This is a genomic window from Kribbella antiqua (genome assembly GCF_004345665.1).
In the GTDB taxonomy this organism is placed as follows: Bacteria; Actinomycetota; Actinomycetes; order Propionibacteriales; family Kribbellaceae; genus Kribbella; species Kribbella antiqua.
In genome coordinates, this window is the sequence record NZ_SLWR01000002.1 from 1 (window position 1) to 23,765 (window position 23,765).

The following is a 23,765-nucleotide window of genomic DNA, read 5'->3' on the forward strand; positions in this document are numbered from 1 at the left end:
TCGCCAATCCAAGGACGGCAGCCACGGTAAGAGCCAGGCATCAGGTGATCGGGATCCAACCACCGCACGAAGCGGCAGCACCACCCTCACACTGACGCCACGGTAGCCAGCTGGCTCAAGCAGTAAGGCGGTTGCGGACAGTGGGGTCCAGTCAAGCAGACTGTGACCATGGTGTCCGACGGCAGTCCCGAGCTCGTGCTGAAACGGCGGCCGTTCGGATCCTGGCTGCTCGGACCTGCCGACCAGAGCCCCCAGCGGCTGCGGTATCGGCTGCACCTCCTGATGACGGGGTCCTCGGTCATCACGAACTTCGGCGGCGCGGTCGTAGTCTACGTGCTGACGATGTATGTGCTGCCGGGTCCGGCGCACAGCGGTCGCCTCAAGCTGGTCGACTGGGTCGTCATTCCGTCGTACTTCGTGATCGCGGTGGCGGTGGGCTGCGTGTGGAGCAACCGACTCACGCGGCGCGTTACTCGGTGGGTGGACGAGGAACGGCCGGCCACCCGGAAGGAACAGATCGCGACTCTGCAGCTCCCGCTGCGGCTCACCTTGATCGAGGTAGCGCTCTGGCTCCTGGCGGTTGTCTTCTTCAGTTCGCTGGTGTTGTGGCTGCAGCCGGAGAACCTGCTCCGGGTCGCGGTGACGATGTTCGACGGCATGATCGTCACTTGCTCGGTGTCCTATCTGCTGACCGAGTTCGCGCTCCGGCCGGTCGCCGCGCGGGCGCTGGCCGATTCGGCGCCGCCGCGTCGGTTGCTGGCGGCAGGGCTCAAGGCGCGCACTCTGTTCTTCTGGGCGGTGGGTTCCGGGGTGCCGATCGCCGGGTTGATGCTGGCCGCCGTACTCGCGCTGATCGAGCAGAATGTATCGCCGACCCGGCTGTCGGCGATGATCCTTGCCCTCGGCCTCGTTGCGTTGCTGAACGGGTGGCTGCTCACGATGTTGTCCGCGAAGTCGGTGGTCGCGCCGGTACGATCGGTGCGCAATGCGCTGACGCTGATCGGCGACGGGCAGCTGAACGTCCGGATCCCGGTGTTCGACGGCACTGAGCTGGGGTCGTTGCAGGCCGGGTTCAACCGGATGGCCGACGGCCTGCGGGAGCGGGAGCGGATCCGGGATGTATTCGGACGGTACGTCGGTCCGGAGGTTGTGCACGAGGCGCTGAACAGTGATCGACTCGGCGGGGAGGAACGGTTCGCCGCCGTACTGTTCGTCGACCTGGTCGGGTCGACCGAGCTCGCGGCGGAGCGGCCGCCGGTCGAGGTCGTTCAGTTGCTGAATCGATTCTTCACGATCGTGGTCGACGAGGTGGACCGGCAGGGTGGGTTCGTGAACAAGTTCGCGGGTGACGCCGCGCTGGCGATCTTCGGCGCACCGGCCGAGCTGCCGGACGCAGCCGGAAGCGCCCTGCGGGCCGGACGCGCGCTGGCCCGGCGCCTCGCCGACGAGTTGCCCGAGGCAACCGCCGGCATCGGCGTCACCGCCGGCGTCGTGGTCGCCGGCACTGTCGGCGACGTACGCCGCCACGAGTACACCGTCATCGGCGACCCCGTCAACGAAGCCGCCCGCCTCTCCGAACTAGCCAAAACCCTCCCCAGCCACCTGATCGCCTCCATGACCGCCGTCTCCGAATCAGCGCCCACCGAAGCCACCCACTGGCACCCCGGCGACCAACTAACCGTCCGAGGCCGCCCCCACCCCACCCACCTCGCCCTACCCCACTGACCTTGTGCACGCACCAACCGTCACGTGCGCCGCGAATTGGTTGGAGGCTTCTCAAGGTGCCGACTGCCTCGACTCGATGAGTTGGTGGAGATGAGCGGCGCCGTGGAGCATGGCGTTGGTGCGGTGGTCGTGGGCGGCTCGGCGTTCGGCTAAGGCGGCGCGGAGGGCCTCGGTGCTGCCGGTACGGCGGAGTCCTACGAGCACTGGCTTGATTTGCTCGAAGTAGTAGCGGCCCTCGCGCAGCATATGGATGATCCGGGCATCACGCACCTGCTCCGGACCGTAGCGCCGGTACTTCGTCCCCGGCTCGCGCGTCGGCGCCAGGAGCCCCGCGGCTTCCCACACCCGGAGAGCCGACGTACGCACGCCCAACCGATGCGCAAGCTCACCCACCAGCAGCGAAGGACCCGACGCCGGTGCGTCGTCGAGGAACTCGGCTGCGGCTGCACCAAGCGCCTCACTCGCGGCGTCCGTGGCCAGCCGCTGCTCATGGAGCTCGGCGTGCGTGGCGTCCACGAGCCGATACGCCAATGCCTCATCACCAGCGTGCACGGCTCGCATGATCTCGGTCGCGACCTCAGCACCGAACCCCGGCTGCAGCGCGCGATAGGCGAGCAGAGCCGACAGATGCTCCTCGCCGTACTGGCGATACCCGCTCTCAGTCCGCGGCGCCGGCGGCACGATCCCGGCCGCCTCGTAGTTCCGCACGAGTTGCGTCGAGATCCCGGCCCGCCGAGCCAGATCTACCGGCCGCAGCCCCACGCCGCACCTCCTCCCGAACTCGGCCGATCACCGACCGCCGGCAACATCGACGGTCGAACCCGTCATGTACGACGCGCCGTCGGAAACCAGGAAGGCGATCAGGGCCGCGACCTCCTCGGGCTTGCCCGGGCGACCCAGCGGCGGGGTCGCGCCGAGGCGATCCAGGCGGCCGCTCTCGTGGATCTCGGTCTCGATCAGCCCGGGACGAACGCCGAGCACGCGGACACCCTCTTTCGCCACCTCGTTCGCCAGGCCGGTGGTGAGCGCGTCGACCGCCGCCTTGCTCGCCGCATAGTCGACGTACTCGTTCGCCGATCCCAAGACCGCCGCGCGCGAGGACACGTTGATCAGCACCCCGCCGGATCCGCCGTACGCCGTGGACATGCGCCGTACGGCGGCACCCGCGACCAGGAAGGCGCTGATCGAGTTGATCCGGAACACGCGCTCGAGCCGCGCGGCGTCGTACTCGGCCACCCGGCCGGCCGGCGACACCACGCCGGCATTGTTGATCACGGCACCGATCGGCCCGAGTTCGGCCGTCACCGTGTCGAACAGCCGCTCGATCTGATCCGCTTCGGCGACGTCGGCGTTGACTGCGATCGCCCGCCGGCCGAGTTCCTCACACGCCTTCACAACCCGCCGCGCGTCATCCACGCGGACCCGGTAGTTCACCCCGACGTCCCATCCGCCGGCCGCCAACGCGACCGCCGCCGCGGCCCCGATCCCGCGGCCGCCACCCGTGATCAGGGCAACACGTCGTACGCCAATCTCAGTCATGCCCCAACCCTGCCACGTCGTGGCCTCAGGGCGACGGGATGGTCAGCTGCAGCTGCGTCTCGGTGTCGCTGAACCCGAGTGACCGGTAGATCCGGATCGCGAGGTACTCCGGATCCGCGACCATCACCAGCGTGTGCGCGCCACCTGCGGTCAGCCCGTACGTCGACGCGTGGTGCACCAACGTGGTCGCGATACCACGGTTCCGGTCGTCCGGATGCGTCTCGACAGTCTGGAACCGGGCCAGTCCGCGGCCGTCGAACATCAGCCCGAGCGCCGCCTGCAGCCGGTCACCGCCGAACGCACCGAACCACTTGCCATGCCCGGCGTCCACGAGCCTCCGCTTCGACATCACCTTGCGCCGATGGAAGTCCTCGTACGCCGCGTCCACCGTCATCGTCGCGGTCGCCAGGCCTAACGCGGTCAACTGCTCCCAGTCGTCGTCACTGCTCAGGAACCGGTACGTCGACTCCGTGTTCGGCCGGCTCGGCGGAACCACCGCGCCGGTCGTCATCACCACATCGCGCCCGATCTCGAAGCCGGCCGCGGCCAGTTCGTCCTCGGCACCGACCACACCGTCGACGCTGTCGATGCCTATGGCAACGTGTTTCGCGTCCGGGAACTCCTTGCGGAACAGCTCCGAGCGCGCCTGGGCGTCACCAGGCCCGAACGGCGTACGGAAGAGCAGGAAGTTCCCCCACCAGAACGCCGGGTTGTCCGGCGTGCGCACCACGACGTACTCACCCGTGTCGTGGACCTCGCTGCCCGACAGCTCCTGCAACATCAGGTCGGTCCGGAACCCCAAGCTCGTGATCTCCACCCGCCCATCGTCCTGCGACCGTCAACCGGATTCCGCCTCCACTCAGATCATCGTCAAGCCGCCACCCAGCCTTGACATGCAGCCATTTGGCTGCCTATGGTCTTTATGCAGCCAAGCGGCTGCCTAACCTGATCGGAAGGCGTATGGACGACGAGGTGTTCCGCGCATTGGCCGACCCGAGTCGCCGGCAGCTGCTCGACATGCTGAACGCGAACAACGGCCAGACCCTGCGCGAGCTCTGCGGCGGCCTCGACATGGCCCGGCAGTCGGTGAGCAAGCACCTCACCGTCCTGGAGACCGCCAACCTCGTCACCACGGCGTGGCGCGGCCGGGAGAAGCTGCACTACCTCAATGCCGAGCCGATCAACGCCATCGCCGACCGCTGGATCCACCAGTACGACCGACGCCGGGTCCAGCTGTTCGCCGACCTCAAAACGGTTCTGGAGGCCGAAACCATGAGCAACGACTTCGTCTACACCAGCTATATCAAAACCACGCCCGAGCGGCTGTGGCAGGCACTGACCGACCCGAAGTTCACCCAGGAGTACTGGGGCGTCCAGCTGGAGACCGACTGGAAGGTCGGCTCAGAAATCGTCTGGCGGTACGGCGGTGCCACGATGGCCGGTCCTGGTCAGGTCGTCCTGGAGTACGACCCGTACCGGCGGCTCGCCTACACCTGGCACCACATCACGCCGGAGTTCGCCCAGGTCACGGAGATGAGCGACGAGGTCTTCGAGAAGGCCAGCGCCGAACCGTTGTCCAAGGCGAGCTTCGACCTCGAGCCAGTCGGCGACCAGGTCAAGCTGACCGTCATCCACGGCGGCTTCGAGCCCAGCAGCGAGATCCACGCGTCGATCAGCGAAGGCTGGGTCCAGCTCATCTCCGACCTCAAGTCCTTCGTCGAATCCAGCCCCGAACTCGCCGGCGCCAAGTAGTCAGGGCCGCCGGTGGATGAGCAGGGGAAGAACTGCTCCGGCCCCGGCCTCGAGGAGTTTGGCGGCGCCGACGGTGATCGGCCATTGCGACGAACTCGCATCCACGACCAGCAGCACCGAACGGCCACCGATGGCCTGCGCCGTCGCACCATCCACCTGTAGACCATCACGCCAGACCTTCGCCTCCTCCGCCGATGACAGATCGTCGGTGAAGCCGGTGGCATCGACGGTGAGCTCGGCGCGCTCCAGCCGACCCACCGTCGCCACGTGCTCCGCGATCGCTGTCGTCAACCGCCCGTACCCCGCAGCCGGCAGCGGTACGACGACCTCCGGCCGGCTCGACCAAGAGTTCCGCCACTTCGACAGCGCCGCCACACAGCCGGCCTTCAACGCTTCGAGAGCATCCGGATCGGGCGCGTCGGCGGTGAACACACCACGCAGCACCTCACGCCACTCCGGCGCATCGGCATAAACGATGGTCCGCCCTGGCTCGGGCATCAGGTTCGCCGGGATCTTGCCCCGCGCTCCGAACGCACCGCCCGGCCACATCTTCCGTGGCTCGAGGATGTGGACCTCACCGCGCAGCAACCGGATGATCGCCTGTACCGTCTCCGCTTCCGGCTTCTCCTGCAGGGGATCCGGCAGCTTGCCGAGGCATACCGAGCAGCGTCCGCACGGCTCGGCCGAGGGGTCGTCCAGCGACTCCTGGAGCAGTTGCATCAGGCAACGGTCGCCGCGGGTGTACGCACGCATGATGTCGGCCTCACGCCGTCGTACGGCGACGATCCCGTCGTAATGCGCGGCGTCGAAGGTCCAGTCCGCGCCGGTCCGCACCCAGCCCTTTTCGACCCGCTCAACCACACCATCGACCGCCAACTGCTTCAGCATCAGCTCGACCCGCGTCCGGCGCAGCCCGGTCTCCGCCTCCAACGACGGAACCGATGCCGGCTGATCCGGCCCGTAGCTCTCCAGCCCACGCAGCAACCGATTCACGTTCTCCGGGATCGGAATCGTCGCCGTCGCGAAGTAGTCCCACACACCCGCATCCGCGTCCGACGGCAGTAGCGCGACCATCGCATGATCGATCCCACGCCCGGCACGGCCGACCTGCTGGTAGTACGACACCGGCGACGGCGGCGAGCCGACGTGCACGACAAACCCAAGGTCTGGCTTGTCGTATCCCATCCCCAACGCCGACGTCGCGATCAACGCCTTCAGCCGGTTGTCACGCAGCGCGTCCTCGAGGCTCTCCCGCTCCCCCGCCTCCAACTGACCCGTGTACGCCGCGACTGGCACATCCCGGCCGTGAACCTCCTGGATCGCCGCGGCCAGCCGCTGCGCGTCGGACACAGTCAGCGTGTAGACGATGCCCGACCCAGGCAACTTCGGCAGATGATCGATGACCCAAGCGAACCGATCCAGCGGCGACAACGCATCGACAACCGCAAGCTGCAGACTCGACCGGGCCAGCGGACCCCGCAGTACCAGCGTCGACTCCCCGAGCTGATGCGCGACATCCTCCGTCACTCGCGCGTTCGCCGTCGCCGTGGTCGCGAGCACCGGCGTCTTCGGGTTGAGCTGCTGCAGTACGTCGGACACCCGCCGATAGTCCGGCCTGAAGTCGTGGCCCCAGTCCGACACCGCGTGCGCCTCGTCGATCACCAGCAGACCGATCTGCCCAGCCAGACCATCGAGCACTCGCCGCCCGAAACCGGGGTTGGCCAACCGCTCGGGCGACACCAGCAGTACGTCGATCGCCCCGGAACGAAGGTCATGTTCGATGCTCGACCAGGCGTCGATGTTGGTCGAGTTCAGCGTCGCGGCCCGCAGACCGGCGCGGCCGGCAGCAGCGACCTGGTCGCGCATCAACGACAACAGCGGAGACACCACCAGGGTCGGGCCGGCGTTCTCCGCGCGCCGGATCGCAGTCGCCGCCCAGTACACAGCCGACTTGCCCCAGCCGGTCGCTTGCACGACGAGCACGCGCGCGTTGGGTTCGCACAGCGCGGCGACCGCGGTCTCCTGGTCGTCGCGCAACCGCGCGCTGTCGCCCGCTATCGCGCGGATCACGCCGCTCGCGATCTCGGCCCGCGTGTCGGTCAGGGCGATGGTGTTCTCAGCCATGCCAAGCACCCTAGACGCCCGCTCCCCCAGTTCGCTCGGCCCGACGGACGTCCTGTGGATAAGTCAGGCGCACTTGCCCGGGTGACAAGGCTCGCCACCGGCCGTGACAAGGCGCTGCGGACCCGGGCCTTTGGCGGCCAGAGCGTCGTACGGGTTGGCGAGGGCGCAACGGTCGAGCGAGAGGCAGCCGCAACCGACGCAGTCCTTGAAGTCGTCGCGGAGCTGCTCCAGATGCAGGATGCGCTTGTCGAGCTCGGCCTGCCAGCACTCGGAGATGCGTTCCCAGTCCTGGCGGGTCGGGGTGCGGTTGTCCGGCAGCAGCGCGAGGATCGCCGCGACCTCGGCGAGTGGGACGCCGACCCGCTGGGCGATCCGGATGAGTGCGACCCGGCGCAGGGTGTCCCGCTTGTACCGTCGCTGGTTGCCTGCCGTACGGCGGCTGACGATCAGGTTCTGCCGCTCGTAGAAATGCAAGGCCGAGATCGCCACGCCGCTGCGCTCCGACAACTGCCCGACCGTCAACTCACCCGGCTCGATGTCCACAGATCGAGGCTAGCCGACAAGATCAGGCCGTCACGAGGCGACGTCCGATGCTCGCGGACATCAGCGCGGCCGCCGCGCACAAGCCGCCGGCCAGGTACCAGGCGAGGTTGTAGCTGCCCTGTACGTCGCGGATCGCGCCGGCTCCGGTCGCGGCCAGCGCGGCGCCGATCTGGTGCGACGCGAAGACCCAGCCGAAGACGATCGGCCCGTCGACACCGAACCACTCGCGGCACAATGCCACCGTCGGCGGCACCGTCGCAACCCAGTCCAGCCCGTAGAAGATGATGAACACCCAGATGCTCGGCTGAGCCGTCGGACCGAGCAGAGACGGCAGCACCAGCAGCGAAAGTCCGCGCAGCGAGTAGTACGCGATCAACAGGTACCGCGGATCCCACCGGTCCGTCAGCCAGCCGGACACGATCGTGCCGCCCACGTCGAACACGCCCACCAACGCCAGCAACGACGCAGCGGTCGTCGCCGGCATGCCGTGGTCGTGCGCAGCCGTGACGAAGTGGGTGCCGATGAGCCCGTTGGTGGACGCACCACAGATCGCAAAGCCACCCGCGAGCATCCAGAACGCGGGCCGACGCATGGCGGTCCGCAACGCAGTCAGAGCGCGCAGTGCGCTGCTCCCAGTCGCGTCGACGCGCTGCCCGACTGTGCTGCCCTCCGGAGCGCCGTACGCCGTCAGTCCGACATCGCTCGGGTAGTCGCGCAAAAAGAGCAACACCAGCGGTACGACGGCCAGCGCGGTGCCGGCCGCAACGAGAGCAGGGACGCGCCAGCCGTAGGCGCTGGCCAGGGAGGCGATGAGCGGCAGGAAGATGAGCTGACCGGTCGCACCCGCAGCAGTCAGGATGCCGGTGACCAGTCCGCGCCGCTCGACGAACCAGCGGCCGGTGATCGTCGCGACGAACGTCATCGACATCGATCCGGTGCCGACGCCGACCAGCAGACCCCAGCAGAGCAGTAGCTGCCAGGACGCGGTCATGAAGACGGTGAGCCCGCTGCCGAGCGCGATCAGCACCAGCGCCCCGCTGACCACCCGGCGCAGGCCGAGCCGATCCATCAGCGCGGCGGCGAACGGCGAGATCAGCCCGAACAGCAGGAGGTTGATCGACACCGAAGCCGAGATCGTCGCGTGCGACCACCCGAACTCGTCGTGCAACGGATCCAGCAGCACACCGGGCACCGAGCGGAACCCGGCCGCACCGATCAACGTCACGAACCCGACCGCCGCGACCGCCCAGGCCAGGTGCACGCGGGCCGTCTTCTTCTCCACAATCTGCGTCACCCGCCAAGTTTGACGGTTCGACACGGGTCAAACTACTGGCCAAAATGCCAACATGTGTAAAGATGTGGCCATGCCAACTCCGCCGTCTCACGTTGTGGCTGTTCTGGCCCTCGAACCGGTCGTCGGGTTCGACCTGACCATCCCGCCGACCGTGTTCGGAGCGGCGACCCGCGCCGACGGGACAAAGCTGTACGACGTACGGATCTGCGGGCTGGAGCTGGGCGCGCCGGTGCGGGCCAGCGCTGGGTTCAGCCTCATCCCGGACTACGGACCGGAGGCGCTGGCCGAGGCGGACACGGTGATCATTCCGGGCACCTACATCCCGCAGCCGCGGCACGAGGGCTCGCTGCCTGACGACCTGGCGAAGGCGCTGGACACCATCCGGCCGGGCACCCGGATCGCGTCGATCTGCACCGGCGCGTTCGTGCTCGCCGCGGCCGGGCTGCTCGACGGGCGGCCGGCCACCACGCATTGGCAGCGGGCGCAGATGTTCCGCGACCTCTATCCGCAGGTGAAGCTCGACGAAGAACTCCTCTTCATCGACGACGGCGACATCGTCACGTCCGCCGGGCTCGCCGCGGGCGTCGACCTCTGCCTGCATCTGATCCGCCGCGACTTCGGCAGTGAAGTCGCCAACCGCGCCGCCCGGCATTGCGTCGTACCGCCGTGGCGTGATGGTGGGCAGTCACAGTTCATCGAGCGCGTCGTACCGGACGAAGGCAGCGAGGGCACCGCGCCGACGCGCGCGTGGGCGCTGGCACGGCTCGACGAGGAGCTCAGCCTGCCTGCGATGGCCGAGTACGCACGGATGAGCGTGCGCACCTTCAGTCGTCGCTTCAAGGCCGAGACCGGTCAGTCGCCAGGCACGTGGCTGCTGCAGCAACGCGTGCGGCACGCGTGCCACCTGCTGGAGACGACAGACCTGTCCGTCGACCGCGTCGCCGAATCGGCCGGACTCGGCACCGCTGCTTCCCTGCGTCATCACCTCCGTTCCGAACTCGGGGTCTCTCCCCTCGCCTACCGCAAAACCTTCCGCACCGGTTAGAGCTCGACCAGCTCGTGCGGGCGGTTGTTCATCGACTCCACGCCGTCCTCGGTGACCACGACGATGTCCTCGATCCGTGCACCCCACCGCCCTGGTTGGTAGAGGCCCGGCTCGACGCTGAACGCCATCCCTGGTTCGAGAATCAGCCCGTTCCCACTGACAATGTACGGGTCTTCGTGCACGTCGAGCCCGATCCCATGACCGGTCCTGTGGATAAACAGCTCGCCGAGCCCGGCCGCCTCGATCACCGACCGCGCCGCCGCATCGATCGACTCCGCCGAGACTCCCGGCCGGACCGCATCCACCGCCGCCTGCTGCGCCTCCCGCAGTACGGCGTACGTCGCGGCGACATCCGCATCGCGCGGCGCACCGACGGCGTAGGTCCGGGTCGAGTCGGAGTTGTAGCCCTCGGCAACCGGTCCGCCGATGTCGACGACCACCACGTCACCGGCCTCGATCACCCGGTCCGACACAGAGTGATGCGGGCTCGCACTGTTCAGCCCGCTGCCGACGATGATGAAGTCGGCCGCGGCGTGGCCCTCCTCGACGATCGCGGCGGCGATGTCCGCGCCGACCTCCGCTTCGGTCCGGCCCGGGCGCAACCACTCGCCGACCCGCGCGTGCACCCGGTCGATCGCCGCGCCTGCCTTCCGCAACGCCTCGATCTCCGCCGCGTCCTTGCGCATCCGCAGCTCACGCACGATCGGCCCGGCCAGCTGCTGCTCAGCCTTCGGCAACGCCTCCCGCAACGCCAGCACATGCAACGCAGGCGTGAAGTCACTCACCGCCACGCGATCCGATCCCCGCAGCCGATCCGCGGCAACGGCGTACGGGTCGTCGCCATCGACCCACGTCACCACCTCGACGCCGAGCTGCTCCAGTGGTACGTCGGCGAAACCGGGCGCCTCCAGCTTCGGTACGACGAGCGCCGGCGGCCCCTCCGCCGGGATCACGAGCGTGGTGAGCCGCTCGAACGAGCCGCCCGCCTGACCGAGCAGATAGCGCAGATCTGACCCCGGCGCGATCAACAGACCGGTGCCGGCCGCGGCTTCCCGGGCGCGCTCCAACCGGGCACGCAGTACGGCGGAATCGGGTACGGGACCGTGTGGCGTTCGACTCGACATGAGCCGACGATAACCCGTGATCAGAAACTGTCGGCGGGGCTTGCTACAACTTCTGCCGAGACCTGATCCCAGGGCGAAAGGCGACGATCATGGCACTCCACTATGTGTCCCACGGCGAGGGCGTACCCGTGCTTGCGCTGCACGGCTGGACTCCGGACCACCGGTTGATGTCCGGCTGTCTGGAGCCGGTGTTCGCCGACCTGCCGGGATACCGGCGGCTCTACCCAGACCTGCCCGGGATGGGACAGACCCCAGCTGGCTCGATCGACAGCTCCGACGGGATCATGGCGGAGGTACGCGCGTTCATCGACGAGCAGATCGGCGACGAACCATTCGTCCTGATCGGCGAGTCGTACGGCGGCTACCTCGCGCGCGGCCTCGTCGCCGAGCGCCCCGAGCAGATCCTCGGGCTCAGCCTGATCTGCCCGGTCGGCACGATCCTGGACAACGCGCAGCGGAACGTGCCCGAGCACGTCGTACTGCGGTCGGAGCCGGGCGTGGTCGAGTCGCTGGCCGAGGGCGAGGACTTCACCGACATCGCGGTCGTCCAGACCGCCGCGGCGTTGAAGGCGTATCGCTCCGACGTCGCGCCAGGCCTCGATGCCGCCGACCTCGAGGCGCTGGAACGGATCCGCAAGAACTGGACGCTCTCCATCGCGCCGGAGAGCGGTCCTGCCTACCAGCGACCATCGCTGATCGTCTGCGGCAGGCAGGACTCGGTCACCGGCTTCGAGGACCAGTACGTGCTGCTCCCCCACTACCCACGCGCGACCTTCGCGGTTCTCGACGTCGCCGGCCACAACCTCCAGCTCGAACAGCCCGGCCTGTTCGCCACGCTGACTCGCGAGTGGTTGCAACGAGTCTCGGAGGAGGCCGGCTAGCTCACGGCGCCTCGAGACTTCCGTCCGGCTTGCGGACCTGGGCGACCCAGCGCTCGAACAGGTGGTACGTCGGCGGGAACTTGGCCGCCGCCTGCTCGTCGAGGTCGACACCCCAGCCCGGTTCGTCACTCGGATACAAGTGGCCATCGGCAACAACCGGCGTACCCGGGAAGACCTCGTGCGTCGCGTCGTTGTACTCGTGCGACTCCTGGTATCCGAAGGCCGGCGTGGAGACGTCGAGCGCGAGGTTGGCCGCGACGCCGACGGGCGTGATGTCGCCGGGCGAATGGAACGCCGTCCGGACGCCGGTCAATTCGGCCATCGCGACGAGCTTGCGCGTTGGTGTCAGGCCACCGACCGCTGACGTGTGGAGCCGGAGCAGGTCGACTCCACCGTCGCGGATCAACCGGGCCGCGTCGGTGACCGAGCCGATCTGCTCGCCGACCGCGAGCGGCATCGGCGACGCCGCGCGTACCTCGGGCAGGCGGTGGTAGAGCTCGGGCGCGATCACGTCCTCGAGGAAGGCGAGGTGATAGGGCTCGAGTGAGCGGGCGAGCACGATGGCCTGCTTCGGCGTCAGCCTGCTGTGCACGTCGTGCATCAGGTTGATGTCGTCGCCGAGCCGCTCGCGTGCGGCCGCGAACAGCCGGGGGACCTCGCGCAGGTACTCCTCTGGCTCCCAGCCGTCCCGATGCGGTGAGCGAGGGTATCCGCCGAGCGTGCCGGGTGCGCCGTACGTCCCGGGACCCTTGCCGCCGACCTGCAGCCGAATGTTGCGGTAGCCGGCAGCACGTAGCTGCTCGGCTTGGTCGAGGGTGACGTCTATGCTCGGCCCGGCGGCGTGCGTGTACACCTCGACACCGGCCCGGCTGCGACCACCGATCAGCTCGTAAACCGGCATCCCCGCGCGCTTGCCGGCGATGTCCCACAGCGCTTGGTCCAACCCGGACAGCGCGTTGTTGAGCACCGGTCCACCACGCCAGTACGACGAATAGTGCACGAGCCGGGTGATGTCCTCGATGTCCGCCGGGTGCCGTCCGATCGCCAAGGGTGCGACGTGCTCGGTCACCGCGGCGGCCACTGCGGCGAACCGCTGGGTGAACGTTGCACAGCCCAGCCCGTACAGCCCGTCGTCGGAGGTGTCGACCCGGACGACGACGAGCGGGATCCCCTCCGGTGCGGTGACGATCGGCCGAACCCTGGTGATCCGCAGCTTGTCCCGCCCTGTCCACGGTGGAAGAGCTTCCGGCAATCCGCCGGCGGGATCGAGCAGGTGATGTGAGTCGTGCTCGGTCACACGGTCTCCTCTGGTGATGTGAGCGGCACCGCCCCGGTAGCTCCAGACAGCCGCGAACGAGGCGGAATCGTCGAGCTGTTCAAAGCCTAGACTCCGCGGTCCCCAACGATCGGCCCTGCCCATGCGGGCTACCTGCGGGTAATGTCGGGGCATGGCGAGTGCAAAGCGGCCGGCCGGGTGGGGGTTGCTTGTCGCGTTGGTCCAAGGGCGGACGCGGATCGCCGACGAACGTCTCGAGGCGGCCGTCCGCGGCCAAGTCGTCCTGGTGACCGGGGCGTCGTACGGGATCGGGGAGGCGACCGCTCGGCGGTTGGCGCGGGCGGGCGCGGTTGTGTTGCTCGTCGCGCGTACAGCGGAGCAGCTCGAGCTGGTGGCGGATGAGATCCGCGGCTCTGGTGGGCAGGCGTTCACCTATCCCGCGAATCTGGCCGACCCGGCGGCGGTCGAGGAGCTGGTGCAGACCGTCCTGGCTGAGCACGGGCGCGTGGATGCGCTGGTGAGCAACGCCGGCAAGTCGATCCGGCGGTCGGTCGCGGACTCGTACCAACGGTTCCACGACATCGAGCGGACGAACGCGATCAACTACCTCGGCCCGGCCAAGCTCGTGCTCGAACTGCTGCCGTCGATGCGCGAACGCGGCTCCGGCCACATCGTCAACGTGTCGACGGCTGGGGTCCGCACGCCGCCGCTGGCGCGCTGGTCGGCGTACCTCGCGTCGAAGAGCGCGTTCGACGTCTGGCTGCGGTGTGTCGCGCAGGAGATCCGGGGCGATGGGGTGACCACGTCGACGGTCTACATGGGCCTCGTCCACACCCGGATGAGCGCGCCGACCGCGCTGCTGAACAAGATGCCCGGGCTCACGCCGGAGCAGGCCGCCGATCAGGTCTGTACGGCGGTCGCCGTACGCCCGCACAACATCACTCCACCCCTAGTCCGCCCAGCCGACGCCTTCGGCAACTTGTTCCGAGTCCCCACCGACCGCCTCTTCGAGCTCTACTTCCGGCTCAGTAGCAGGACCTCGAAGCGGCGGCGCGACAAGCAGGAGGAGCGGGGAGAGCAATGAGGACGATGCGACCGATTGGGCCGATGCGGCCGCCGGAGTGGCTGGTGCAGGGGGCGACGGAGGTTGGTGGGGTGTCGGTCGCACTCATCAAGTCGGGCGTCTGGAAGTCGGTGCGGCCGTCGCAGCTGGTTGCGATCGAGCGGGCGTTGCGGCAGTGGGGTCAGTCGATGGCGGCGCTCGGCGTGATTGCCGCGATCCGGTATCCCGATCGGCCTGCGGTGATCGACGAGCAAGGCAGCCTCACGTACGCCGAACTGGATCGCCGCTGTGAGCGGATCGCGGCCGGCCTGCACGCCCAGTACGGCATCGTTGCCGGGAGCAAGGTCGCCGTACTGTGCCGGAACCACCGCGGCTTCCTGGAAGCAACCCTGTCGGCATGTCGCCTCGGTGCCGACGTGTTGTTCGTCAACACCGAGTTCGCTCCGCCGCAGATCGAAGCCGTCCTCGAGCGGCATCGGCCCGATCTCCTGATTCACGACGCGGAATTCGCGCCCGAAACAACCGTCTCCACGGTGGTCGCCTGGCGGGACGACGCTCAGCCAGCGGGGTTGGAAAGTCTCGCGCATTCCGATGCGCCTGAGCCGCCGAAGCCGGACTCACCCGGGCGCATCACCATCCTGACCTCCGGAACGACCGGCACACCAAAGGCGGCGCCACGCGCACCGACCGCGTCCGGCCTCGCCGGGCTGACCGCGAGTGCACTCAACCGGATCGGCCTGAGGTCGGGTGAGCCGATGATCATCTGCCCGCCGCTGTTCCACGGTCTCGGTCTGCTCACGTCGATGCTCGCGCTCTTCCTCGGCTCGCCGATGGTGCTCGCCCGCAAGTACGACGCCGCCGCCGTACTCGCCTCCGTCGAACAGACCCGCGCCGGCGCGATCGTCGCCGTACCGGTGATGTTGCGGCGGATACTCGACCTCGGCGCCGCTGAGATCGCGCAGCATGACTTGCGGTCTCTGCGGGCCGTGCTCTCCGGGGCGTCGACGCTGGGCGCGCCGTTGGCCGAGCGGTTCATTGCGCAGTTCGGGCCGATCCTGTGCGACGGATATGGATCCAGCGAGGTCGGGATCGCCACGATCGCGACGTCCGCCGATCTACTCGCCGCACCAGGGACGGTCGGGCGGCCGTGCCTCGGGAGCTCCATCCGGATCCTCGACGACGAAGACAAGCCCGTGCCGACTGGTGTGACCGGGCGGATCTTCGCCGGCGGCGGGCTGGTGTTCGGCGGGTACTCCGATGGGTCAAGCAAGACGGTCGTCGACGGGCGGATGAGCACTGGCGATCTCGGACATCTCGACCGCGCCGGCCGGTTGTTCGTCGACGGACGCGAGGACGACATGATCGTGTCCGGCGGCGAGAACGTCTACCCAGTCGAGGTCGAGACCTGCCTGGCGACTCACCCGGCCGTCGCCGAGGCCGTGGTCGTCGGCGTGCCGGATGACGAATTCGGCCAGCGGTTGGTGGCGTACATCGTACTGCGCGAGGCTGCGACGGAGGACGAGCTGATCGAGCATGTGCGCGCGAATCTGGCGCGATACAAGACGCCGCGGCAGATCGTCGTATTGGACGAGTTCCCGCGCAACGCGACCGGGAAGGTACTGCGAAGCAAGCTCACTCCGCCCTGATCTCGAAGAAGGCGAAGTCGGCTGGCAGGCGGCCGGCGTAGGAGTCCACGGCGGCCAAGCCGGTGAAGGCGCCGGTGAATCGGAGCGCACTGCCGTAGTCGTCGGACAGCACCGACGCATCGAGGGTCGCGCCGATGTCCTGCCAGGATTCGCCGTCGGTCGAGATCGCGAACTGGAGGCGGTGACCGTCGAGGGTTCCGCGCAGGAGCAGCGGCCCGTCGACCTCGATGGCGGTGACGTCTTCGGTGTAGCGGCCGTCGTCGGACTTCGCCAGTACGACGCGCGGACCTTCCTCGGAGCCGGTGACGCCGAGGAAGAAGTGCGTCGTGGTGTCGTACCAGAAGACGATCCCCGCTTGCTGACCCGAGTACGACGGCTTGCACTCGACCGAGGCGGTCACGACCACCCGAGTACTGGTCAGCCGCTGAGCCACCAAACTCAACCCGAACCGCGACCACAAACTCTGCCTTCCCCTCAACCGCAGCCACCCAGGCCGCTCCTCCAAACTCACCCAATCCCCACTCATCGGCTGCCGCAGAGAATTCCAGTCGGATGACAGCTCCGGACTCTCGAACTCATCCCGCGCGACAGGCGCGGCGGGCAGTGCGGCGAGAGCCGCCGGCTCGGCCGCGGTGGGTAGAGCGGCGAGAGCCGCCGGCTCGGCCGCGGTGGGTGGAGCGATGAGTGGCGCCGGGTGGGCGGCGGCGTCTGCCGGTGTGGGAGGCGGCGAAGCGGACGGCGGGACGGGCACTTCCTCGGCCGGCCAGTGGCCGCCGTGGTGGAGGCGGAGCCAGCCGTCGTCGGTCCAACGGACCTGTTGGAGGCAGGTTTCGCGGCCGAGGATGGAGCGGCGTTCGCCGTGGGCGAGGACGGGGCGGCTGGCGAGGTGGACGAGGTACCACTCGCCGGTCGGAGTCTGGACGAGCTCACCGTGCCCGGCCTTCTGCAGAGTCAGGCCCGGGTTGTCGCGGGACGTCAACAGCGACCCCGAAGGATCCAGCTCGTACGGTCCGTCGATGGTCCGCGACCGCGCCATCAGGATGCCGTGGTTCCAGCCAGTGCCGCCCTCGGCGAGCATCAGGTAGTACCACCCATCGCGGCGATAGAGATTCGGCCCCTCGACCAACTCGTCGTGCGTCAGGATCCGCCGCTGCTCCCCCACCAGGCACCCGCGCAAGAGATCGACCTCCTGCAGCACGATCCCGCCGAACGGGTGATGACCCGGCCGAGCGTCCCACGTCATGTTGACCAGCCAACTGCGCCCGTCGTCGTCATGAAACAGCGACGGATCGAACCCGCCCCCACCCAGGTACGCCGGCTCCGACCACGGCCCGGTCATCGACGACGCGTGAACCAGGAAGATGTCGAGGTCCTTGAACGGCCCGCCCGTCGTGTAGACCACGGCGTACACCAGCCAGAACCGCCCGTCGTGATAGCTCAGCGACGGCGCCCACACTCCCCCGGAGTTCGGCACTCCCCGCAATGGCAGCGCCGCCGGCGACGTCAGCGCGTGACCGATCGGCGTCCAGTCCCGCAGGTTGCGGGAGTGGTGCAGCCGGATCCCCGGATACCACTCGAACGTGCTGTTCGCGATGTAGTAGTCCTCCCCGACCCGCAGGATCGACGGATCCGGGTGGAACCCGGGCAGGATCGGGTTCCGGACAGTTGAGTTGCTCATTTCACCGGGTTTCGTCGAGGCTAAGGCGGAGGAGGTGGGGCACGTGGTGGACGCGGTCCGGTCTGGTCCGACGATGGCTGTCGTCGCGCGGATGGCCGGTGTGTCGGTCCCGACGGTCAGCAAGGTCGTGAACGGGCGTGAGGGCGTCGCGACGGCGACCCGCGACCGGGTGACCGCTGCGCTCAAGCAGGTCGGCTACCTGCGCGAGCCGAGCACCCCCGCCGACCAGCGCGGCTCCGGCCGGCTCGTGGACGTCGTCATGCACGGCCTGCGCAGCACCTACGCGTCGAACGTCCTCGGCGGCATCGAGGCCGCCGCGCGCGAAATCGGCCTCGACGTCGTGGTCGCCGCTTCCGATGCCGAACTCGGAAGCCGTGAGTCGCCGGCGGGCGGCTGGCTCGACCACCTGATCGATCGCGGCACGGGCGGCGTACTGCTCGTATTGGTCGAGACCACCAGCGCGCAACACGAGTGGCTCACCCACTTCGGCATCCCGTGTGTGATCGTCGACCCGATCACCACCCCACCACCCGGCGTACCGACTGTTGCCGCCAGCAACGAGAAGGGCGCGTACGACGTCACCCGGCATCTGCTGGACCTCGGTCACGAGCGCATCGCGCACATCGGCGGCAGTCCGCCGAAGCTCTGCTCCAAGGCTCGTTTGAGCGGCTATCGGACCGCGCTCAACGAGGCCGGGATCGAGCTCCGATCGGACTACGTGCTCGACGGCAACTTCCACGAGCCCGAGGCGATCACGGCGATGCACCAGCTCCTGGACCTGCCCGAACCGCCCACCGCCGTATTCGCCGCCTCCGACCTGATGGCGGTCGGTGCGTGCCGTGCCATCCGCGCCCGCGGCCTCGAGGTCGGCCGCGACATCAGCGTCGCCGGCTTCGACGACGTGGACGAAGCGCGGGTGACCTACCCAGCGCTCACCACCGTCCGCCAACCACTCATCGACATGGGCCGCGTGGGGCTCGACCTCCTCGCCCGTCGCATGCGCGGCGAAGAGATCACCGGTCACACCGAACTGCCCACCGAGCTCGTCATCCGCGAGTCGACCGTGCGCCGGCACTAGCGACCCGTGAACAGTACGACGGTGCTGCGCGGCGGCACGTCGATCGCACGGCGCAACGGGACCCTGGCGCCGGTCCGCAGGTCGGAACCCAGGCCGGTGCCGGTCGGTCGCCAGGTGAACGTCCGGTCCTTACTGGTGTTCATCGCGATCTGGTACCCGGCGTACTCGAGGACATAGAAAGGCGCCCGCCCGACCTCGATCTTCTCGATCCCAACCGTCGTGCCACCGAGCGCCGGGTCCATGTCTGATGGGACCGGCGCCAGGTACAACGTCTGACCGGCGTACACCTGATGCAGTTCAGGCCCCGGCTGCTTCCAGCCGCCGGCCGGCACGCTCGACGCCTGGCCGCTGTCGTTGATCGCGAAGTCCCAGCACACCCAGTCCTGGATCGTGTAGATGTTCGCCGGGTCCTTGGGGAAAACCGACTTCTCGCGAATCGTCCCCGACCGCTCCGACTGCGGCGTCACCAGATGCACGCGCGCAAAGTCATTCACCGCCTGCTTGGCGCGCCAGTACAGCGACGCGTAGAAGATCTCCTCACCGCGCTTGATCGCGACCGCACCGGCCTCCTCGTCGGTGAAGACGAAGTCCGGCCGATCCCATGCCCCAGGCAACCGTTCGGGTGACGCGGGCAACTGTTCGAACACGGGCAGATCGCGCGCGATGAAGTGGAACGCGTTCAACCCGACCCGGCGACTCGTGTTGGAAATCAGCAGATCGAGCTGCGGCGCCAATTGGCCGTCGGCAACCATCTGCTGCGCCCAGCCCACGATGCGCGGATCCTTCAGTACGGCGGCAGCCTCGAGCGGATGCCCATCCCACGCCGTGCGCTGCGCGTAGACCATGTCACCTGGATAGTGCTCGTTGCGCCAGCCGATCATCTGCTCCAGACGCATCGCGCGCTTGCCGTCCTCGTCCTCGGCCGGATGCCGGAACCAGCCCCTGGTGTGGACGATCTTCAGGATCTGATCACGCATCGGCGGATCGTCGGTACCACCCGGGCCGCCGACCACCGACTCGTACATCGCGATCAGCCAGTCCGTCACTTCGCCGTACGTGCCGACATAGCCGAGCTCGCGGGTCAGTCCCTTCGCGGAGACCACGTGGTAGTCGTGCCCGAGCGTCCACGTTTTGGTGCCGTCGGCGAGCTCGGGTCCGCGCCACGGCTCGAGGCCCACACTCTCGTAGAGCCAGCTCCGCGCGCGCTCTTCCGGCCACGCGTCCGCTGGCGACAGCAGCGCCAGACCGCGGTTGGCCTGATAGACACCGATCGAGGTGATCTGCGCCTGGTTGCTGTAGTGCCGCTGATGCTGTCGCCAGTACTCACGGCTCGCGAGCAACATCTCCCGGTACGCCGACCTCCGCGGAACCGGATCGGGTTGCACAGGAGCCGGGGCGACCACTGCGATGTCGTCGAACCACACGACCTCACCGTTCGCCACCGACATCCGGAACTCGAACTCGACCGCACCATCCGGTACGTCGATCGTCGTCTCGAGCTTGACCCAGCCGTCGGAACCCGTCGGCCGGAAGACGCGGTGATCGCCACCGACGAAGACATTCTGCGCGGTCCAGAACAACAGGTTCATATGCGCCGACGTCACGGTCGATGCGGCCTTCGCCCAGCAGGAGAAGGTCAGTTGCCCAGGGCCCGTTTTGGTGCGACTGGCCGGTTGCACGACGATGCTGCCGCCGGCGTTGGCGGTGAGCTTCAGCGACGCAGCGCCGGAGTGTGCGACCGTCAGGTCTTTGAGGGCCGTGCCCTTGTTGGCCCACCCCGGGACGGTCCAGCCCGCTGGCGTCGTACCGCCGACCTCGAAGCCGGGGTTCATCACATCGGTTCCCCCGGAGCTGACGTTCTTGTCGAGCTCCGGCTGGATGTCGTCCCACAGCGTCATCAAGGCGAGTCCGACTCGGCCGAATCCCTGCCACTGCTGGTCGGAGTCGGTCAGCACCTTGCTGTCCGCCTTCCACGCCAGATAGCGGCCGTCAATCGCCTGACAGACCTTCGACAACGCGAGCGGGTTCTTGTACGCCGGACTGTCGGCCCAGTGGTAGCCCTCGGCCAGGGTGATGTAGCCCCACGCGTCCAGGCTCGCCGGGTTGACGGCGTACAGGAGAGCGTTCTGGTCGTCGAGAACGCGCCGGCGGATCCGCGCGATCATCTCGTCGTCGGTGCTCTGCCGAGTCCCGGGCGGCGCGGCCTGACCGAACACGTCACCCGCCGGCGGGTCGAAGTACGGCGTGGTGTGGGTGTAGATGCGGTACAGACCGCGCGACGGCGTGGTCATCGGGCGGTAGAAGCTGTCCTGGTTGCCGTAGGCATAGATCCGGCCCATCGCGCGGATCTCCAGCTCCAGCGACTGACGTCCTTGGGTGACGAACTCGGGCAGCGGCAGAGTGTGCAGGAAGAACCGCTCGGCCAGCCGCGGATGCTGGCTCATCTGATCCGCCTGGTCGATCACCGACTGGTCGAACCAGCCCAGCACCTTGCCGTCGATGAAGAACTGCAGCCGCCACTCGTGATCGGCGTCGGCGAACTCGCTGCCGAACAGCTTCACCGACACGTACGTCGTACCGACCGGGGCCACGGCCACCGTGAATCGAACGGTCCCGCCCCACCAGTCGGCCGGATCCCGCGGATTGAGTACGCGCGCGGCTTGGCCTAGACCACCGCGGATCACGTCCGACAACTCGGCGCTGACCGCATGGGCCTGCTCCGACTCGGGGACGCCGAACTCGACCACATCCAGTACGGCGGATGCCGCCGAACTGGACTGGGCGGTCGTCCAGGTGAACCCACTGGCCACCGCCGTCGCCGCTCCTGCCTTGAGCAAACTTCTCCTGCCGATCGTCATCAGGAAACTCCTCAACGTCTCAGACCGAACATGGGGGATAACGTTTGCCTGGCGGCGAAACTAGGGCGCGGTTTTCCGGTCCGTCAAGGCGCCGTAAGCCTTGGAAAGTTTCGGTCCGCGACTTCGGCAACAGTCTGGAATCAGGGTCTTGTCAACGCCGATTCGCCCTTGTACGTTGCGGGAAAGCGTTTGCCTGTTCATCCCCCGTTCGTTTCCCGAAGGAGGCCATCGTGGCGGCCAGTCCGAGCACCACGGCCCCCGGCCCAGAGCCCTCTGTTCGTGCTCCAGAGCCTGTCGCCGAGCGACATCCGCAACCCGCACGCGCCAAGCAACGCCGGACCCGCAATCGGGCCGGGAAGCGGCCGCAGGTCGCGTTGCTGATCCTGGCGGTGCCGGCGGTCGCGTTCTTCGTGGTGTTCGCCTACCTCCCGATGGCCGGCCTGGTGGTGGCCTTCAAGGACTTCGACGTCAACCTCGGCATCTTCGGCAGCCCATGGTCAGGGCTGGCGAACTTCCGGTACTTCTTCAGCTCCGGCGACGCGCCGCGCATCCTGGTCAACACGTTGTTCCTGAACGTGCTGTTTCTCGGCGCCACGCTGCTGGCCGGCATCACGCTGGCGGTGATGCTGAACGAGGTCCGGCACAAGCTGTTCAAGCGGACCGTGCAGTCGGTGATCTTCTTCCCGTACTTCGTCTCGCCGATCGTGATCAGCATCATCCTGCAGGTCCTGCTGGCCGGCGTCGGCGGTTCCGGCGGCGCGGCGAACGACCTGCTCAAGGTGTTCAGCCTGCCCGAGGTGAGCTGGTACACCGAGCCCGGTCCGTGGCCGTGGATCCTCACCATCGTGAAGGTCTGGCAGCTCGGCGGCTACCTCAGCATCATCTTCCTGGCCGCCATCACCTCCATCCCCGAAGAGGTCTACGAGGCGGGGATGATGGACGGCGCCTCCCGGGCTCAGATGGCGCTGCGCATCACCGTTCCGCTGCTGCGCCCGACGGCCGCCGTACTGCTGGTGCTCGGCATCGGCCGGATCTTCTACGGCGACTTCGGCACCATCTACGCGATCGTCGGCGACAACGGCACGCTCTTCCCGACCACCGATGTCATCGACACCTACGTGTTCCGGTCGCTGCGGCAGCTCGGCGACTTCGGCACCACCGCCGCGATCGGCCTGTTCCAGTCCGTCGTCGGCTTCGTCCTCGTCGTCGCCGCCGTACTGGTGCAGCGCCGCTACGCGAAGGAGACGAGTGTCTTATGAGGCGCCGAGTTGAGCCGTTCACTGTTGTCAGTGTTGTCGGCGTCACGTTGTTCGCGGTCGCGTGCCTGATCCCGTTCTGGATGATCCTGGCCGGGTCGTTGACGTCCGAGTCCAAGCTCTCCATCAGCGGCTACAGCTTCTTCCCCAAGCCGTTCTCGCTCGACGCGTACGAGACGATCTTCACCGGGCCGGCCGTGCTCAGCGCCTATCGCACCAGCGCGTTCATCACCATCGTCGGTACGGCGATCTCGCTGGCCGCGACGTCCGGGATCGCCTGGGTGATCGCTCGCCGGCTGCCGTACATCAGCAAGCCGCTGGCGATCTTCACCTACATCCCGATGCTCTTCACCGGCGGACTCGTCCCGCTCTATCTCCTCGTCACGCAGTACCTCAAACTGCAGAACAACCTGTTCGCGGTGATCCTGCCGTTGCTGGTGGCACCATTCCTGGTCTTCATCCAGGTCAGCTTCTTCCGGCAGCTGCCCGAGGAGATCCTCGAGTCGGCCCGGGTCGACGGCGCGAGCGAGTTGCGGATCTTCTTCCAGATCGGGCTGCCGTTGTCCAAGCCGATCCTGGCCGTCATCGGGCTGTTCTACGCCGTCACGTACTGGAACGAGTGGTTCCACGCGTTGCTGTTCATCTCCGAGCCGGACAAGTACCCGCTGCAGCTGTTGCTGCAGAACCTGATCTCCAGCGTCACCAACGCGGCGACCCTGCCGCAGTCCACCGCGCAGGCCGCGCCGGTCTACCAGATCCGCCTCGCGCTGACCGCCGTCACCATCGGCCCGATCCTGCTCGCGTACCCGTTCGCGCAGCGCTACTTCGTCAAAGGCCTCACCCTCGGCGCCACCAAAGGCTGACCGAGCCCACCTCAAGCAGG

Annotated in this window: 19 protein-coding genes; 9 read left to right on the forward strand and 10 right to left on the reverse strand. The window is 68.0% G+C overall.

Annotated elements, in window-relative coordinates; genetic code table 11:
* Positions 1-168 precede the first annotated feature (168 nt).
* Positions 169-1,725: an adenylate/guanylate cyclase domain-containing protein gene (locus EV646_RS06100; protein WP_132144896.1), complete on the forward strand. Its 1,557-nt coding sequence runs from the start codon at positions 169-171 to the stop codon at positions 1,723-1,725.
* 51 nt (positions 1,726-1,776) lie between these two features.
* Here EV646_RS06100 and EV646_RS06105 read toward each other — a convergent pair whose 3' ends face one another.
* The 3 genes from EV646_RS06105 to EV646_RS06115 are packed head-to-tail and all read right to left on the reverse strand — an operon-like array spanning position 1,777 to position 4,081.
* Positions 1,777-2,487, reverse strand: a complete 711-nt coding sequence (locus EV646_RS06105) for a MerR family transcriptional regulator (RefSeq protein ID WP_132144898.1) — start codon at positions 2,485-2,487, stop codon at positions 1,777-1,779.
* A 27-nt stretch (positions 2,488-2,514) separates the two neighbouring features.
* Complete coding sequence (locus EV646_RS06110) at positions 2,515-3,264, reverse strand: SDR family oxidoreductase (protein ID WP_132144900.1); 750 nt, start codon at positions 3,262-3,264, stop codon at positions 2,515-2,517.
* Between the two features lie 25 nt (positions 3,265-3,289).
* On the reverse strand, positions 3,290-4,081 hold the full coding sequence (locus tag EV646_RS06115) for a GNAT family N-acetyltransferase (protein WP_132144902.1): 792 nt from the start codon (positions 4,079-4,081) through the stop codon (positions 3,290-3,292).
* Positions 4,082-4,224: 143 nt separating this feature from the next.
* On the opposite strand from EV646_RS06115, the gene EV646_RS06120 reads away from it, so the two are divergent.
* Positions 4,225-5,016: an ArsR/SmtB family transcription factor gene (locus EV646_RS06120; protein ID WP_132144904.1), complete on the forward strand. Its 792-nt coding sequence runs from the start codon at positions 4,225-4,227 to the stop codon at positions 5,014-5,016.
* Here EV646_RS06120 and EV646_RS06125 read toward each other — a convergent pair whose 3' ends face one another.
* The 3 genes from EV646_RS06125 to EV646_RS06135 all read right to left on the reverse strand — a co-directional run bounded on the left by EV646_RS06125 (position 5,017) and on the right by EV646_RS06135 (position 8,977).
* Entirely contained in the window at positions 5,017-7,140 is a 2,124-nt protein-coding gene (locus EV646_RS06125) for a RecQ family ATP-dependent DNA helicase (RefSeq protein WP_132144906.1), read from the reverse strand.
* A gap of 63 nt (positions 7,141-7,203) precedes the next feature.
* Positions 7,204-7,683, reverse strand: coding sequence for a redox-sensitive transcriptional activator SoxR (soxR, locus tag EV646_RS06130; RefSeq protein WP_132144908.1), 480 nt, complete (start codon positions 7,681-7,683; stop codon positions 7,204-7,206).
* A 22-nt stretch (positions 7,684-7,705) separates the two neighbouring features.
* Complete coding sequence (locus tag EV646_RS06135) at positions 7,706-8,977, reverse strand: MFS transporter (RefSeq protein ID WP_132144910.1); 1,272 nt, start codon at positions 8,975-8,977, stop codon at positions 7,706-7,708.
* Positions 8,978-9,071: 94 nt separating this feature from the next.
* Between EV646_RS06135 and EV646_RS06140 the strand changes: the two genes are divergently transcribed.
* On the forward strand, positions 9,072-10,022 hold the full coding sequence (locus EV646_RS06140; protein WP_338419245.1) for a GlxA family transcriptional regulator: 951 nt from the start codon (positions 9,072-9,074) through the stop codon (positions 10,020-10,022).
* Here EV646_RS06140 and EV646_RS06145 read toward each other — a convergent pair.
* Positions 10,019-11,146 carry a M24 family metallopeptidase gene (locus tag EV646_RS06145; RefSeq protein WP_132144914.1) on the reverse strand — a complete coding sequence of 376 codons (1,128 nt, stop codon included), beginning with the start codon at positions 11,144-11,146 and terminating at the stop codon, positions 10,019-10,021. The genes EV646_RS06140 and EV646_RS06145 overlap by 4 nt on opposite strands.
* 89 nt (positions 11,147-11,235) lie before the next feature.
* Between EV646_RS06145 and EV646_RS06150 the strand changes: the two genes are divergently transcribed.
* Complete coding sequence (locus tag EV646_RS06150; RefSeq protein WP_132144916.1) at positions 11,236-12,027, forward strand: alpha/beta fold hydrolase; 792 nt, start codon at positions 11,236-11,238, stop codon at positions 12,025-12,027.
* Between the two features lies 1 nt (position 12,028).
* Here EV646_RS06150 and EV646_RS06155 read toward each other — a convergent pair whose 3' ends face one another.
* Positions 12,029-13,324: an enolase C-terminal domain-like protein gene (locus EV646_RS06155; protein ID WP_241995439.1), complete on the reverse strand. Its 1,296-nt coding sequence runs from the start codon at positions 13,322-13,324 to the stop codon at positions 12,029-12,031.
* Between the two features lie 151 nt (positions 13,325-13,475).
* Here EV646_RS06155 and EV646_RS06160 point away from each other — a divergent pair, with 151 nt between their 5' ends.
* On the forward strand, positions 13,476-14,387 hold the full coding sequence (locus tag EV646_RS06160; protein WP_132144920.1) for an SDR family NAD(P)-dependent oxidoreductase: 912 nt from the start codon (positions 13,476-13,478) through the stop codon (positions 14,385-14,387).
* Positions 14,384-16,012: an AMP-binding protein gene (locus EV646_RS06165; protein WP_241995441.1), complete on the forward strand. Its 1,629-nt coding sequence runs from the start codon at positions 14,384-14,386 to the stop codon at positions 16,010-16,012. The genes EV646_RS06160 and EV646_RS06165 overlap by 4 nt, the downstream gene beginning before the upstream one ends.
* On the opposite strand, the gene EV646_RS06170 is transcribed toward EV646_RS06165, so the two are convergent.
* A complete protein-coding gene (locus EV646_RS06170) occupies positions 15,999-17,690 on the reverse strand; it encodes a glycoside hydrolase family 43 protein (RefSeq protein ID WP_132144922.1) in 1,692 nt (563 codons plus the stop codon). The genes EV646_RS06165 and EV646_RS06170 overlap by 14 nt on opposite strands.
* Before the next feature lie 34 nt (positions 17,691-17,724).
* Here EV646_RS06170 and EV646_RS06175 point away from each other — a divergent pair, with 34 nt between their 5' ends.
* Positions 17,725-18,768 carry a LacI family DNA-binding transcriptional regulator gene (locus tag EV646_RS06175; RefSeq protein WP_199236841.1) on the forward strand — a complete coding sequence of 348 codons (1,044 nt, stop codon included), beginning with the start codon at positions 17,725-17,727 and terminating at the stop codon, positions 18,766-18,768.
* Here EV646_RS06175 and EV646_RS06180 read toward each other — a convergent pair.
* The gene (locus EV646_RS06180; RefSeq protein ID WP_132144924.1) at positions 18,765-21,626 is read right to left on the reverse strand and encodes a Tat pathway signal sequence domain protein; all 2,862 of its coding nucleotides are present in this window, start codon (positions 21,624-21,626) and stop codon (positions 18,765-18,767) included. The two genes, EV646_RS06175 and EV646_RS06180, sit on opposite strands and share 4 nt — an antisense overlap.
* Before the next feature lie 230 nt (positions 21,627-21,856).
* Here EV646_RS06180 and EV646_RS06185 point away from each other — a divergent pair, with 230 nt between their 5' ends.
* Both EV646_RS06185 and EV646_RS06190 read left to right on the forward strand, forming a co-directional pair.
* A complete protein-coding gene (locus tag EV646_RS06185; protein ID WP_199236842.1) occupies positions 21,857-22,885 on the forward strand; it encodes an ABC transporter permease in 1,029 nt (342 codons plus the stop codon).
* On the forward strand, positions 22,882-23,745 hold the full coding sequence (locus tag EV646_RS06190) for a carbohydrate ABC transporter permease (protein WP_132144925.1): 864 nt from the start codon (positions 22,882-22,884) through the stop codon (positions 23,743-23,745). The genes EV646_RS06185 and EV646_RS06190 overlap by 4 nt, the downstream gene beginning before the upstream one ends.
* The last annotated feature ends 20 nt before the right edge of the window (positions 23,746-23,765 follow it).